Raw genomic sequence first — 15,252 nt, forward strand, 5'->3', positions numbered from 1 at the left:
AGCTTTGAGGGCGTGGCTTATTACCCCTCATATTGATGAGAGATATATAAGCACACTTGCCTTGTATTTACCTACAATAGCCGTAGATGGGATTATATGTCGCACTCAAAATAAAAAATGGCTCAATGAATTTGTCAAACATATCTCTCCCTTAAGTAAAATACTCTTACTTAACCTGCCTTTTAATAGCCTATTAGAAACCATATCTCTTTCTGCTTCTTTTCAAGGCGTGCATTTAAAGTCTCACTTAATGAACTATATAACCCCACTTAAAAATGCTTATTTGGAGGAATTTGCAGAACAAAAAATTATCGGTTATAGCGCACATAGTATCGCAGAAGTAGAATCTGCTTTAGCATTGGGAGCGGATTATTGCACCTTAAGCCCCATCTTCCCTACACCAAATAAAGGCACCCCGCTAGGCTTAGAAACACTCAATAAGATTCCATATACTATACGTTCACGTGTTATTGCACTTGGGGGCATTAATCACACCCATATCCCTATTCTCAAAACATTAGGATTAGGCGGTTACGCAGGTATTCGATGTTTTTTAGAATCTAAACGATGAAAGCCAATCGCATAAATCATTCATCAAGTTGGTAGTATTGGCTATTTACAGCATACAACAAAAATGCAAATGATAATCTTATCAAAAAGACGCTTAGTCATTTCTACAGATTTCTAAGCTTTTACCAAGTAAAGATTCAAGGAAAATAGTCGCATAGCTCCCCTTTGGTAGGGTGAATCGCAGCTCAAAATGTGCTTCTTGGGGCTTGTATTTGCTCTCTACATCTTCCGCCCATACCCACGCATACCGCCTTGAACCACTCGCGCTAATCTTATCTTTATATGCTGCTTCGCACACCAAAGCCATATCTTGGGCGTTTATGCACTTTGTGCCATAAAGTGCACCAGTGGGAGCGATATATCTTTGCATAAAACGTGCAGATTCTATATTTTCATCTTCGCATAAAAATGTCTTGCCAAAGGGATAATGGCACATCACATCGCCTTTTAGCAGCACAAAAGGCTGCTTTTGGGCTTGCCATATTTTTAGCATTTGTGGGTTACATTGTGTATTAAGATGTTGTAGGGCAGGGAGTGATGAGCTTTGCAGAGCATTCATAGCTTCATTTGGACTAAAATGATGTAGGATTTGAGAGAGTGTGATGCGGCAGGAAAGCCACGCATTAAACAAATAGCTTTGATAGCTTGAGATAAGAAACTTGTTTATCTTTTTGTTTTTCATTTCCATAGCATTATGTGCTAATTCTCTGCCACTTTGAAAATTATCGCCCTCATTGCCAAATCGCTGATTGCCAAAATAGTTTGGGAATCCGCTCTGTGTGAGGGATTGCAAGATGGATTCTAGTTTTTTAGCATTTGTGGGACTGCATTTTTTAAGTCGCATAAAGAAAGCATTACCCTTAAGATGCCCGATTTTAAGCTTATTATGATGAAAGGTAATGTTTAGAATTTTTACTTGTTTTTCTTCTAAAGTCGCACGGGCAGATTCTAAACGAGGAAGCAAAGAGTGGTGAATGCTAATGTATTGGTATGTTGTCGCTGCTTTGTCTTTAAGCCCTGCATAGCCTATATCACGCACTTTGCAGCCAAGTATTTGAGAGAGGAGATATAAAAGCTCAAAGGTACTTAAACCCTTTTTACGCACATAGAGGAGGCAATGCTCCCCGCTTCCGCTTGGCTCATAAAGGGGGATTTCTCTCACCACAAAATCGCGAGAAGAGGGCTTAAAATAGCCATCACAAGCACTATGTGTAAAAGGGTAAATTCTACGAATGGGTGCAATATCGGGCATAGGCTAAATAAGAGTACGTTTGATATGTGGGGAGAGATGTGTAAGAATCTCATAACTAATCGTCCCAAAAGCCTGTGCAAGTGCGCTCACATCATTAAAAACACAAATGCGAGATTTATCGCATAAGCAGGAAAAGCAGTCCATTGAGGAGCGAGGGAGGATTTGATAACCCTCTGCAGTATAGATTTTGTGCCGCTCACTCACGCGGAAAAACCCATCGCCATAGCCAATATCATAGGTGCTAATGCAGCTTTGAGATTCTAAAGTTGTGCAGCCACTATACCCTATACGCGCCCCTTGTGGCAAAAAGCGAGTAGCGACTTTATCTGCGTATAATGTAGCGACCTTTTGTAGTTTCGCACTGATGGGATTAGCAAAGGCGACATCGAGGTATCCATACAGCGCGATACCCACACGCACCAAATCATCATCTATTTTGCCCTCACTTGCCACACGCACAGCTCCAGAAGAGCTTAGAGAATGGAATCTTGACAACTTGAAGCCATATTTTTGAGATAACGCCCTCACTTGTTCCTTAATAGTTCTAAAGCACTCTTGTGTGCGCATAAAGCCTTCATCTATATCATCGCCATAGCCATTATGGGTAAATACCCCTATAAGCTCCAAGCCCCGATCAAGAATGGCTTTGATGTAGGATTCTAACTCATCAGGTTGTATGCCATTGCGATTCATACCAGCATTGACTTTTAGCTCTACTTTCGTGCCTTTGGGTAAGGATTCAATATGCGCCTTTTGATGCACTACAAAAGCGATATGCGGGGGGAAATCACCTTCTGGCATACCATAAAGTGCTGTGATATGCGGAAAAATTTCACTTATTCGTATAGCTTCAGCATAATTTTTGACAAACACGCTTTTTACACCACATTGCTTCGCGAGTGTGCTTATTTGCTCTAAGCCGTGCCCATAGGCGTTATCTTTTAAGACTGCTGCGAGTTCTATATCTGTGCCAATATGTGAAGAGAGAAGTTGAAAGTTATGTTTGTATGCTTGAGAAGAGAGAGTGATTTCTGCCATTGCTCTGCCTATGCAGACACAAGGTCTGCATATTTCATCATAATATCAATTAAGCTATCAATGATTATTTAGGAAGTTTGGAGATATAATCCGCTAATGCCTCAATATCTTCATCACTTACGGTCGCCATTTGTCCATACATAATAGCCTTTGCACCACCATTATCTTCTGTTTTTGCCTTATAACCTTTGAGTTTTTTAAGCAAATCAGCCTTTGGCATACCAGCGATTGTTACACCACCTTTGCTACCGGGAGCAACTTTCTTCGCATCAGGCCCATGACAAGCAATACATTTTTTAAATACTGCAGGTTGGTCAGCATACGTGAAACTAAAAAGACCCAAAATAGTGAGAAAAAGCAACTTTTTCATAGTTCAATCCTTTCGTTGTTTTAAGATTAATCAACAATGAGATTCTACAAACCAAAACTTAATAATTTCCTTAAATGAAAACTAAATCTTTACACGTGCGCTTATGGCACGTGAGAGTGAAAGCTGATCGATAGAATCTAGCCCAATGCCAGTTGGCACACCTTGAGCGATTTTGCTAAAATGCACAGGGCTCTTGATTTTATCCTCGATATAGAGCATAATCGCCTCATTAGCGAGGCTTGGAGAGAGGGCAAAAATTACCTCTTTAATAGATTCCCTATGGATTCTACGATTAAGCAATGTAAAATCTATTTGCTCTAGCTCCGCACTTAGCACAAAATATCGCCCTTGATACTCCCCCATCTCCTCGATTGTCAGCACATCTTGTGCCTTTGCTACGATACATAATTCCCCATTTTCCCGCTCTAACGATGTGCAAATCTCACACTCCTCGCTTTCGCTCACACAAAAGCATTTTTGACATCTCTGCACTACAAGGGCAGCATTCTCTATCGCGTGAGCGATATTTAGCCCTAAAAATTTATCTTCTACACAAAGTGCATACGCCATTTTCTGTGCGCTTTTTTTGCCAATGGCAGGGAGCTTTTCAAGTGCTAGAATAAGCTCATAAAATGCCTTAAGACTGCTCTTGTAATGATTCATAGCACAAAGCCTTTGATGTAGTATTGAATAGCGCAATCTTAGCTGAAAGAATTTAACTTTGCCTTATAAAATTTCGCTACAATCTCACTCTCACTTTAAAATTAAGAACATTACAAAAGACTAGGAGCAGATTTTGGAGACATTTGATTATTATGAAGTTCTAGAAATCACACGCATAAGCGATAAAGAGACGATTAAAAAAGCTTATCGTAAAATGGCGCTCAAATATCACCCTGATAGGAATCCCGATGATAAAGCAGCTGAAGAGCAATTCAAACGTATAAATGAAGCTTATGAGGTGCTTAGCGATGATTCTAAGCGACAAATCTATGATAAATATGGCAAAGAGGGCTTACAAAATTCCGGCTTTAGTGGCTTTAGCGGACGCGATTTTAGCGATATTTTTGGCGATTTGGGAAGCATTTTTGAATCTGCCTTTGGAGCAAACTTTGGCTTTGGGGGGCAAAAACGTAGCAGTGGGAAATACAACCTTGATGAACTTATTGGCTTAGAGCTAAGCTTTAAAGAAGCTATTTTTGGCTGTAAAAAAGAGATACATAATAGCTTTAAAAAGGCTTGTTCGCATTGCTATGGCAGCGGGGCAAAAGATGGCAAACTAGAGACTTGCAATGATTGTCAAGGCAAGGGACAAGTCTATATGCGACAGGGCTTTATGACATTTGCACAGACTTGCCCTACTTGCAAGGGCGAGGGAAATAGCGCAAAAGAGAAATGTCCTAAGTGTAAAGGCAAAGGCTTTGAGATCAGTGAGGAGAGCTTTGAAGTCAGTATTCCTGAGGGTATTGATGATGGGAATAGAATCCGTATCAGTGGGCGAGGGAATGCTGATAAAAACGGTAAAAGAGGCGATTTGTATATCGCTGTGAGTGTGAGCGAAGATGAAAACTTCGTGCGTGATGGGAATAATGTCTATATTGAAGTGCCTGTGTTTTTTACTTCTATTGTGCTTGGGGCGACACTAAAGATTCCATCTTTACGCGGGGAGCTAGAGCTTAAAATCCCCCCAAATACGCGCGATAAAGAGCAATTTATCTTTGATAATGAGGGGATTAAAGATGTCAATAGCGCGTATAGGGGCAAATTCATCGCACAGATTAAAATCACTTATCCCCCTAAGCTCAACGCAGAGCAAAAAGCCCTTGTAGAACAGCTAGAAAAGAGCTTTGGAGTAGAGAGTGAGCCATATACGAATCTGTTTGAAGAATGTTTTAGTAAAATTAAGCAATGGATTGCGCATCAAAAAGCGCATAAGGCTGATAAAGCCTAGAATAAAGGCTTATTCTTTGAGGCTTAATCATTTCTAATATTAAAGTTATCTATGGAAAAACTGCAGCAAATCTGTTTTAATCTCCCAAATAGCTTGCGTAGCGGGTTTATAGTAAATGTTATCAAAGACAGATTCGGCGATGTGAGAGCTAGGTTCAAGATTATTAAGAATTTTTAAGCCCATTTTGCACTTCCATTCACATCGCCCGATAATAGAACTAATATCCACGACATTGCCACTTGTGCCAATCACCACCATATAATCCTTAAAAGAAAGCCCCTCAAAAATCTTATACATCTGCATATATTTGGGTGCGCGCTCACCAAAAAAGACAACAAAAGGCTTCAGTTGCTCATATCCGCAATGTTTGCAAGCGCGAGGGGTAAATACCTTATAACCTATATCAAGGATATGCTCACAATGAGGGCAAATGATTTTACTTAGCTCTCCGTGCAAATGAATGACATTCTGCGCCCCAGCGCGTTCAAGCAGGCCATCGACATTTTGTGTGATATACTTCGATAGATTCTGTGCGCTTTTTGTTTGCTTTAGGGTTTAAAAGTGTAGGCAAAGAGGCGAGAAACTGGTGCATTGCATTAGGCTTGACACTGCCTAGCTCCACGCGCCTTAAGTTATAGAATCTATGCACGAGGTCAAAATTTTCCCGCCAATTTCCATAATTTCACACTTCCATAGGATTATACTGCGCCAACAAACCGCCATTATCCCTAAATGTCTCTAAGCCTGATTCCGCACTTAATCCCGCTCCGCTAAATACAATGCATTTTGGCATATTGTCTCCTTGAATAAACGTAATTTTTTATATCATCTCATATTTCATCAAGAAGCTATCACATTTTGTGTATAAAATGGGAGCTTTAGGACCGAGTAGCAATATTTATGATTTAAGAGTCTTAACAGAATCTTAAGCTGACTTCAAACAAGATTCGTAAAGCTAGGCTAGAGTGAGCAGAATATATCCCCACTGACCTTACAGAATCTACCAAATAAAGACAATTTTAGTGTTTGATGAAACAGACTCTGGGTCAGGTTTTGTGTTATTAAAAGTCAGTGTTCAACGTTGAAATTGCATCTATGATATAGCTTGAAAAATGAAATTATAACTTATTCATAAAACCTTGATTTTAAGAGTATAACAATATGGATTAATTATTATGAGATTTAGCAGTAATTTTAAAAGCATTGCCTAAAGAGTAAGAATATAAGTTTATTTTTTTTGCTACAATAACACTTCTGTTTTTGCTTTAAACTTTCATAGAGGTGTCATTATGTCGTTATATCAAATGCTTTCCCCCTATCTTTTTAAACTTGATTCCGAAAGAGCTCACAATTTAGTAGAATGGGCGCTTAAGCATATTGTACCTTTACCTTTAGTGCAGGATTTTGTTGTTTCCCAACATTGTGTTTTTGATGAGAGGCTTAATGTAGAAGTGGCAGGTATAAGATTCTATAATCCTGTGGGATTAGCCGCGGGATTTGATAAAAATGCAACTATGGTGCGGGGATTGTCTGCTTTAGGATTTGGGTTTTTGGAGCTTGGGACGGTTACTCAAGCTCCTCAAATTGGCAATGCAAAGCCTCGTCTTTTTCGCTATGAGGAAGAGAAGAGTTTGCAAAATGCTATGGGTTTTAATAATCAAGGATCGCTTGAAATTGCCAAACGTCTTAAAAATCTTTACCCTTATAGTATTCCATTAGGTATTAATGTAGGCAAAAATAAAAATATTATGCAAAGCGATTCACTAAAAAATTATGAAAACGTATTGCTAGATTGCTTAGAGGTAGGCGATTATTTCGTGTTTAATCTCTCTTCGCCTAATACGCCTAAATTACGTGATTTACAAAATGTAACTTTTGTGCAAGAATTATTTAAGATGGCGCGCACACGGACACAAAAGCCACTTTTTCTAAAAATTTCGCCTGATATGGATAAAGATGAAATGCTCAAAGTGGTAGAAATGAGCATCAAATGCGGTGCGAGTGGCATTATCGCTACAAATACAACTATTGATTATAGCGTAGTGCAAAATCCTAAAGAAAGCGGCGGAGTGAGCGGAGAGGCATTGAGAGAAAAGTCAAAAGCTGTGTTAAAGATTTTAAGCGAAGCATTCTTTGGTAAAACGACATTAATTTCTGTGGGCGGTATTAGCAATGCACTTGAGGCATATAAACGCATTAAGTTAGGTGCATCATTGTTACAAGTATATAGCGGTTTAATCTTTCAGGGTCCAAGATTGTGTAGGGCAATCAATGAGGGGATTTTAGAACTATTAGCACAAGATGGGTTTGCAAATGTGCAAGAAGCGATAGGTCATGATATTCTTAATAAGCCTAAGAAGCGTGGGAGGAAGTCTAAGAGTGATGAAATAGAGGTGATAGAGGGAAAAATACAAGCTGTTGAGTCTAAGAGACGTGGTAGAAAGCCTAAGACAGCAGAATCAGCGGAATCAGCAGAAGCTTCAAATATGACTAAAAACGCCAAATCAAGTGTAAAAAAATCTCAAAAGGCAAGTGTAAGCAAAACAAAAGCACAAGATTCTACAAAAGACACCCAAGCAGCCAAGAGACGTGGGAGAACAAGCACGGCACAAAAGCCAAAAAATACTACTTCCACAGCAAACAAAGTCAATATAGAGAATCCTGCCAATGAAGCTACTAAGACAATCCAAGACAAAGATGATTCTATCAAAGAGTAAGCCGTGAAGTTTCTTATTATAGGAGTATTGATGAGTATCTCTCATATATTTAATTCGCCCTCGTCTTTAAGTGTATTTACACCTAGTGCCTTGCCTAAGTATTATACAAAGACGCTTGAAAATGGATTACAAATCGTGGTGGTGTCGCTTAATAATCAAAGCAATGTGATTGAAACCAATGTTTTTTATAAGGTAGGTAGTCGCAATGAAGTGATGGGTAAAAGCGGTATTGCCCATATGCTCGAGCATTTAAGCTTCAAATCTACAAAGAATCTTAAGGCAGGGGAGTTTGATGAGATTGTTAAGGGATTTGGCGGAGTGAATAACGCCTCTACAAGCTTTGATTACACACGTTATTTCATCAAATCAAGCACAGAGAATCTTGACAAATCTTTAGCACTTTTTGCCGAGCTTATGAGCAATCTCTTGCTTAAAGAAGATGAGTTCTTGCCCGAGCGCAATGTCGTAGCAGAGGAACGATTATGGCGGACAGATAATTCCCCTATGGGCTATTTGTATTTCCGTTTTTTTAATACCGCTTTTGTGTATCATCCTTATCATTGGACACCTATTGGTTTTATGGAGGATATTCAAAGTTGGCAAATCGCAGATATTGCTTCCTTTTATCACACATATTATCAGCCGCAAAATGCTATAATATTAGTGAGTGGCGATGTGAATCCTAATGAAGTCTTTGAGAGTGCTACTAAGCATTTTGCCCCGCTGAAAAATACTGTACCTATCCCTGAAGTCAAGACTAAAGAGCCAAGGCAAGATGGCATAAGACGAAGCATTGTGAAAAAAGATTCGCAAGTAGAATTTTTAGCAATGGGCTATAAGATTCCCAATTTTTTAAGCAAAGATCAAGTGGCTTTAAGTGCGATAGGCGATATTTTGAGCGGTGGAAAGTCAAGCATATTGTCAAAAGAGCTTGTCGATAAGCAGCAAATAGCAAGTAGCGTGTATGCCTATAATATGGAGCTTAAAGATGATGGTGTGTTTTTGATTATGGCAACAGCAAAGCAGGGCATAAAGGCAGAGAGTATTGAAAAGGAAGTATATAAGGTATTAGAGAATCTTAAGCAGGGTAAAATCACGCAAGAAGAGCTTGAAAAAGTGAAAATCAATACAAGGGCGAGTTTTATTTATGGGCTTGAGAATGCTTCGTCAGTGGCTGGGCTTTTTGGGAGCTATTTGGTGCGAGGAGATATTTCGCCTTTGCTTTCTTATGAGCGAGATATTAATGCCTTGAGCATAGATAAGATTAAAGAGGTAGCAAATAAGTATTTTGTGGAAGATTCATTAAATGTAGTGATTTTAAGAGATAAAGATAAAAGCGAGGCACAAGAATGATTTTTGGTGCAATGAGTGCATTAGTAACTCCTTTTAAGCACAATAGAGTGGATTTTGAGGCTTATGAAGCATTGATTAAGCGGCAAATCCGCTATGGTATGGACGCTTGTGTGCCTGTAGGCACAACGGGTGAATCTGCCACACTTTCACACAAAGAACATATGGAATGTATAGAATCTGCAGTAAGCATATGCAAAGGAAGTGGTGTAAAAGTAGTCGCAGGTGCGGGAAGTAACGCCACAAGTGAAGCCATAGAATTAGCACAATTCGCACAAAAATGCGGGGCTGATGCGATTTTATGCGTTACGCCTTATTATAATAAGCCAACACAGGAGGGGTTATACGAGCATTATAAGGCTGTGGCTGACGCAATAGAAATCCCCGTAATGCTCTACAATGTGCCTTCTCGCACAGGTGTAGGCATTGAGATAGAAACAGCAAAGGCATTGCACAAAGATTGTGCGAATATTTATGCTATCAAGGAGGCAGCGGGGCTAATGGATAGAATCGTAGCTTTTGGCGCGGAAGCCCCAAACCTCGCTGTTTTTAGTGGGGAGGATATGATTAACTTTCCCATACTTGCGAATAATGGCAAGGGCGTTATCTCTGTAACAGGCAATCTTATGCCTAAAGAAATCGCTGATTTAACACATTTTGCACTCAATGGAGATATGCAAAAAAGCTATGAAATCAATACGAATCTTTATGAGATAAATAAGATTCTCTTTTGCGAGAGCAATCCCATACCCATCAAGGCAGCTATGTTTCTAGCGGGATTATTGCAAAATTTAGAATATCGTCTGCCATTAGTGCCACCTTCTAAGGAAAATATGGCTAAAATACAAAAAATCTTAGAACAATATGAGGTGCAATTATGAATCTAGCAAACACAAGGGATTTTATGAAAGGTAAAACGCTTGTTATTAGTGGGGCTACGCGGGGGATTGGCAAGGCTATTTTGTATAAATTCGCACAGAATGGTGTGAATGTCGCTTTTACCTATAATAAAAATGAGGAAGAAGCGTGTAATATCGCTCAAGATGTGGAGGGCAAATATGGCATTAAGGCAAGATTTTATCCGCTTAATGTGCTGGAGCCAGAGCAGTATATTGAACTTTTTAAGAAAATTGATGAAGATTTTTTACGGGTTGATTTTTTTATCTCTAATGCTATCATTTATGGCAAGAGCGTTGCGGGAGGATTTGCGCCATTTATGCGTTTAAAGCCTCGTGGGTTAAATAATATCTACACAGCTACCGTGCTTGCCTTTGTCGTAGGCACACAAGAAGCAGCTAAGAGAATGAAAGAGGTAGGTGGCGGGGCGATTGTATCGCTTAGCTCCACAGGGAATCTCGTGTATATGCCAAATTACGCAGGGCACGGTAATTCAAAAAATGCAGTGGAAACGATGGTAAAATACGCTGCTACCGAGCTTGGCGAATGGGGTATACGTGTCAATGCAGTGAGTGGAGGACCAATTGATACAGACGCGTTAAAGGCATTCCCAGACTATGCACAAGTAAAGGCTAAAGTCGAGGAAGAGTCTCCGCTTAATCGTATGGGGACACCTGAAGATTTAGCGGGAGCAGCGTTTTTCCTATGTGATTCTACACAAAGTGCGTGGCTCACTGGGCAAACAATAGTGATTGATGGTGGCACGACTTTTAAATAAATATGTTTTCTGTGCATTCTCCTCCATTGCAGACTTTAAAAGGGCTATGTTTTAAAGCTATTAATATACCCTGCACGCCATTTATGTGGCGCAATCCACAGACCTATAAACCTACATTAGTGTGGTTAGCTATATCTTTTGGCTTTGCTTTTATCTGCGTTTTGCCTTTTTATATGCAGTGGCTTTTGGAGCAATACACTTCTAGGGATATTTCTCCATTATTGGCTTCATTTTTGGGCATCTTAAGCGTTGCAAGTGTGCTTTTTACCCCTGCAAATCGTCGCTTTAGCGTGGGATTCTTTATCGGTGTGCTATGGTTTTATTGGATTTCATTGGGGGTGAGATATTTTGATATGAGCTTTCTTGTTCCCCTTATTGTTGTAGCAGTGGGAATCTTTATGGGATTTGTATTTTATATTGTGCTGTGGTGCGAATGTCTGCTGCTTCGTTTTATATTTTTACTGCTTTTGAGTTTTTTTACTCCGCTTGGTTTTGATTGGATTGTGCTTGAGAGTGTGTTTGCATATAGCTATTTTGGGGTGGATAAGCTAAGCTTTGCCCTCATTATATTAGGATTATGGCTACTTGTGAAGTATACATTATGGTGGCGATTAATAGGTGTAGTATGCCTTACCTTTGCCCTTGATAGCCATATTTTTAACACACCACATACAGCAACAATTCCTCTAAAGATGAAGCTAATCCAAAGTGATGTAAGTCAGGATTTTACCTATCGTATGGAGCAAGTAGATTCTATTTTTATGCAGCATATTGAGGATATTGCACAGGCAAAAAATGCAGGTTATGATATGGTTGTGCTGCCAGAGAGCGCATTTTATGTGCCTTTTGATGTTATGCCTTCATATTATGAGAATCTTTTGGCATTGAGTGAGGAAATAGTTATACTCACAGGAGCATTGCGTGTGGAGCGCGATAATGATAACACTCTTTTATATTTTAATAGCACATTTAAGTTTGATAAGGGAGAAGTGAGCTTTTATGATAAGGTGCTGCTTGTGCCTTTTGGGGAGTATATCCCCTCATTTTTATTACCTCTTGCAAATATCTTTTTTCAGGGCATTGGAGGATTTAGCGCAGGAGAGGAATTTGGGTATTTTGACATAAAGGGTGTGCGCCTTAAGAATGCGATTTGCTATGAGGGGACAAATCGAGGATTCTATAAAGATAATCCGCGATATGTGATTGTAACGAGCAATAATGCGTGGTTTGTGCCAAGCATTGAGCCAATTTTGCAAAAAAATTTAATGAAATATTATGCGCGATTGCACAATAGCGTGATTTTTCACGCGACTAATCGCTCATCCCACGCTATCATTACACCCTAGCTTTTAGAATCTCTAGTTTATTATGGCTACGCTGCTATAGCTAAAGCTAGCGCGTAGTCTTACTTCACGCGATATAAAATCCCGATCGTGTAAGACCTTTACCGCAATACATCGCGATAGTAAAGGCATAATGGAATCTAAAAAAATGTGCTTTAAAGCCGATATTAGTTTATTGTGATATGATACGCAATTTTAATTTACTAAAGGAGGAAAAATGATTTCTTTTAAACATATAGTGTTAGGGCTTATTATTGCAGGTAGTGCAGCATTTGGCGCTACAAACAATTCAAGTTTAAGCAACACAAAAAAACAACTTTTAGGTAATTTTGCAAGTGGCTCTATTCTTAGCGGCTCTTCTCAGGCTGGAAGTGTTCAGCGCTGGTATCTTTTTAACGAAGGGCATTTAGGATATTCATATAGCAAACTTGGGAATTTGAATCTCCATTCTGCCGATGTGGGGTACTCTATTTATATTACTTCTATTAAAGCAGCAAGTGGCATACGTCCGTATGTAGGGACAGAAATCACCGTGCCTATTTATCTTAAATCCTTAGGTAACTCTAATGCATTTTATGATGATAAAGAGATAGGGTTGCCCGGTGGCTCAAAGGTAATGACTGATCTAGGCTTTAATGGCTGGGGTATACAAGTGCCCGTGATTGTGGGTGTGCAAATGGGTTCATTTTATATTCAAGGTATGGTAGGATATTCATATCATAGCATTACTGATAATTTTTATGTAAGCGAAACACAAAATGATACATCGCTTGAAAATATATATCACGGGCTTACCTATGGTGTTGGAGCTGGATTGAAATTTTCTAATGTCTTTAGTGTGGGATTGCGCTATGTGATGGGAGAATTGACAAGTTCTAGTCGCACAGCTGGTGCTAGTATTAATACAGATTCTGTGCGTACAAAAGATTTTAGAGATAACTATCAGCGATTTTCTATTATTTTTGGCGTAGTTTTCTAGTATATTTTCCTCTCTGTCACTACTTGCATAAAAGTGGTATCATTTTTGCTTAAACCCTTTGGAAAAACCAAGGGGGATAAGTGTCTAGACAAAATTTTGATATCACTTCAGCCGTGCAGATGGCACATCAGCTCTACCAATCACAACGTTACCACGAGTGCATAGATATATGTATTCAAATATTAGGGATTGACTATACGCAAGCACAAGTATGGAGCTTAGCGGGTATGGTAATGCTTGAGCTTAAATCATTTGAGAGGGCAATAGCATATTTCTCTCAAGCTATGCAATATGAACCCACACAGCCTAATCACACCATTAATTGTGCGGAAGCCTACCGTCGCAGTGGGAATCCTGAGCGATGTATCGCAGAGATTAAAATGCTTCTTAGACAAAATACAGCAGCACAAAATAATTCTAATCTCCATTTTAACCTCGCAAAAGCCTATTCGGATATAGGAGATTCTAATCATTCAATCAAGCATTACACGATTGCTATTAAGCTTGACCCTAATGATTTAGGAGCGATGTTTAACCTCGCTAACGCACAAGTGAAACTCAAAAATTTTGGCGAAGCCATAGAGCTTTATCTTAATGCCTTGAGTAAGGGTTATCTTGATGCAGGTGTGAATCTCGCTAATACCTATGTGCAATTAGGGTGCTTTAGTGAGGCACTGCAAGTATATAGCGCGATATATACGCATTATGCAGAGGATAGCGATTTTAATTTTAACTATGCTAATGCCCTTGCTTATGCTAATGAAGATATACAGCACACACAGGCACTATACGGGAAAGCCATCGCGCTTAATCCTAATAATATAAGCTATTATATCAACTATGCACATTTCCTACTCCGCTCCTTGCGCCTTAAAGATGGTTTCCGAATCTATGAAGAGCGTAAAAAACTCCCCAATATGTTACCTAGGAGGATTACAAATATTTGGCATTATGATGAAAGTAAAAAAAGTAAATTTAAAGGCAAAAAGGTGCTTGTCTATCACGAGCAGGGGCTTGGCGATAGCATTATGTTTGCACGATTTTTATCCCTTTTAGCAAAGCATACAAAGGATATTTGTGTTATTACTCAAGTTCCGCTTGTGCCACTTTTTACAAAACTGCCTTTTAAATGTGTCTCAAGTCTTAGCGAAGTAGGAAAATACGATATAGCCATCTCTCTTTTGTCACTGCCTTTAGCGTTAGGGGTGGAACATACTGATGATTTAGCCATAATGCCCTTTATGTGTGAAAAGCCCCAAGCGCCCCATAAAGTCAAAAAAATCGGCATTTGCTTTAGCACAGATTCACAATTTAGCGAAGCAAACAATAAAAGTATCCCGCTTGATGTACTAATGAGTGCATTGCAAGACCATAAGGAGATTGAAATCTACTCGCTTAATAAGCCTCAATGCGAGGAGTTAGGAAAGCATAGTATTATCCAAAAAGAGATGAATGACTTTGCAGATACTTATGCGATTATTGATGATATGGATATGGTGATTAGCATTGACACATCAGTAGCGCATTTGAGCGCGAGTATGGGGAAACACACGCTTGTGTTGCTGAATAAACGTTATGATTGGCGTTGGGGGAATGGTATTTCTACGCCGTGGTATCAAAATGTTGTGTGCTTCACACAAAGCAAGATGTATGAATGGAGCAACGTTGTACAGAATCTTAAGGTATACCTCAAAGCGTGGATTTAAGTAGAATCTCTTTTATTATTCTATGCTGTTGTGCTTTACCCCACAAAACTTGACTTTTTAAAAAACTTTGCTTTACAAGTGTGGGCTGGTGCTAAAGCGCAAGCACGAGACTGGCTCGGCGAATATGCCTCGCTCCCCTTATATATCGTTCACTAGATTACCAGCTCACCATTCTTAGGGCGCTTTTATGGGTTGGCACTATCGTGTAATTGATTTGATACAAGTGGGGACACAAGAGAATCTAAACCTAGAATCTCTCTTTACAGGGGTGGAGTGAGAGGGTAATCCAACAAACACTTCG

Annotated in this window: 15 protein-coding genes and 1 pseudogene; 9 read left to right on the forward strand and 7 right to left on the reverse strand. The window is 39.4% G+C overall.

Annotation, left to right across the window (positions count from 1 at the left end):
- Positions 1-4: 4 nt before the first annotated feature.
- Positions 5-571 (forward strand): thiamine phosphate synthase, encoded by a 567-nt coding sequence (locus QZ289_RS05030; protein ID WP_295699952.1) that lies wholly within the window; start codon positions 5-7, stop codon positions 569-571.
- 93 nt (positions 572-664) lie between these two features.
- Here the strand turns inward: QZ289_RS05030 and truD are convergent, their stop codons facing one another.
- The 4 genes from truD to recR form a co-directional block, all read right to left on the reverse strand.
- Entirely contained in the window at positions 665-1,822 is a 1,158-nt protein-coding gene (gene truD, locus QZ289_RS05035) for a tRNA pseudouridine(13) synthase TruD (protein WP_295699955.1), read from the reverse strand.
- Between the two features lie 3 nt (positions 1,823-1,825).
- Positions 1,826-2,860 carry an alanine racemase gene (locus tag QZ289_RS05040; RefSeq protein WP_295699958.1) on the reverse strand — a complete coding sequence of 345 codons (1,035 nt, stop codon included), beginning with the start codon at positions 2,858-2,860 and terminating at the stop codon, positions 1,826-1,828.
- A 64-nt stretch (positions 2,861-2,924) separates the two neighbouring features.
- Entirely contained in the window at positions 2,925-3,230 is a 306-nt protein-coding gene (locus QZ289_RS05045; protein WP_295699961.1) for a c-type cytochrome, read from the reverse strand.
- 81 nt (positions 3,231-3,311) lie between these two features.
- Complete coding sequence (gene recR / locus QZ289_RS05050) at positions 3,312-3,893, reverse strand: recombination mediator RecR (protein ID WP_295699964.1); 582 nt, start codon at positions 3,891-3,893, stop codon at positions 3,312-3,314.
- 133 nt (positions 3,894-4,026) lie between these two features.
- Here recR and dnaJ point away from each other — a divergent pair, with 133 nt between their 5' ends.
- On the forward strand, positions 4,027-5,181 hold the full coding sequence (dnaJ, locus tag QZ289_RS05055) for a molecular chaperone DnaJ (protein ID WP_295699967.1): 1,155 nt from the start codon (positions 4,027-4,029) through the stop codon (positions 5,179-5,181).
- 45 nt (positions 5,182-5,226) lie between these two features.
- Here dnaJ and QZ289_RS05060 read toward each other — a convergent pair whose 3' ends face one another.
- Genes QZ289_RS05060 through QZ289_RS05070 form a run of 3 tightly spaced genes read right to left on the reverse strand, consistent with a single transcriptional unit; the run spans position 5,227 to position 5,974 of the window.
- A complete protein-coding gene (locus tag QZ289_RS05060; RefSeq protein WP_363322670.1) occupies positions 5,227-5,694 on the reverse strand; it encodes a Sir2 family NAD-dependent protein deacetylase in 468 nt (155 codons plus the stop codon).
- Complete coding sequence (locus QZ289_RS05065; RefSeq protein ID WP_295699969.1) at positions 5,666-5,803, reverse strand: hypothetical protein; 138 nt, start codon at positions 5,801-5,803, stop codon at positions 5,666-5,668. The genes QZ289_RS05060 and QZ289_RS05065 overlap by 29 nt, the downstream gene beginning before the upstream one ends.
- Before the next feature lie 60 nt (positions 5,804-5,863).
- A complete protein-coding gene (locus QZ289_RS05070; protein ID WP_295699971.1) occupies positions 5,864-5,974 on the reverse strand; it encodes a Sir2 family NAD-dependent protein deacetylase in 111 nt (36 codons plus the stop codon).
- Between the two features lie 496 nt (positions 5,975-6,470).
- On the opposite strand from QZ289_RS05070, the pseudogene QZ289_RS05075 reads away from it, so the two are divergent.
- The 7 genes and pseudogenes from QZ289_RS05075 to QZ289_RS05105 all read left to right on the forward strand — a co-directional run.
- Positions 6,471-7,523: pseudogene (locus QZ289_RS05075) on the forward strand (quinone-dependent dihydroorotate dehydrogenase); the annotation flags it as partial.
- Between the two features lie 405 nt (positions 7,524-7,928).
- A complete protein-coding gene (locus tag QZ289_RS05080; protein WP_295699974.1) occupies positions 7,929-9,251 on the forward strand; it encodes a pitrilysin family protein in 1,323 nt (440 codons plus the stop codon).
- Positions 9,248-10,129: a 4-hydroxy-tetrahydrodipicolinate synthase gene (gene dapA / locus QZ289_RS05085; RefSeq protein WP_295699975.1), complete on the forward strand. Its 882-nt coding sequence runs from the start codon at positions 9,248-9,250 to the stop codon at positions 10,127-10,129. The genes QZ289_RS05080 and dapA overlap by 4 nt, the downstream gene beginning before the upstream one ends.
- Entirely contained in the window at positions 10,126-10,923 is a 798-nt protein-coding gene (locus tag QZ289_RS05090; RefSeq protein WP_295699979.1) for an enoyl-ACP reductase, read from the forward strand. Before dapA ends, QZ289_RS05090 begins: the two co-directional genes overlap by 4 nt.
- A 2-nt stretch (positions 10,924-10,925) precedes the next feature.
- Complete coding sequence (locus QZ289_RS05095) at positions 10,926-12,269, forward strand: apolipoprotein N-acyltransferase (RefSeq protein ID WP_295699981.1); 1,344 nt, start codon at positions 10,926-10,928, stop codon at positions 12,267-12,269.
- Between the two features lie 214 nt (positions 12,270-12,483).
- Positions 12,484-13,245, forward strand: coding sequence for a hypothetical protein (locus tag QZ289_RS05100; RefSeq protein ID WP_295699983.1), 762 nt, complete (start codon positions 12,484-12,486; stop codon positions 13,243-13,245).
- An 80-nt stretch (positions 13,246-13,325) separates the two neighbouring features.
- Positions 13,326-14,951, forward strand: coding sequence for a tetratricopeptide repeat protein (locus QZ289_RS05105; protein ID WP_295699985.1), 1,626 nt, complete (start codon positions 13,326-13,328; stop codon positions 14,949-14,951).
- The last annotated feature ends 301 nt before the right edge of the window (positions 14,952-15,252 follow it).

Origin of the sequence: uncultured Helicobacter sp. (assembly GCF_910577135.1) — a bacterium.
Taxonomy (GTDB): Bacteria; Campylobacterota; Campylobacteria; order Campylobacterales; family Helicobacteraceae; genus Helicobacter_C; species Helicobacter_C mastomyrinus.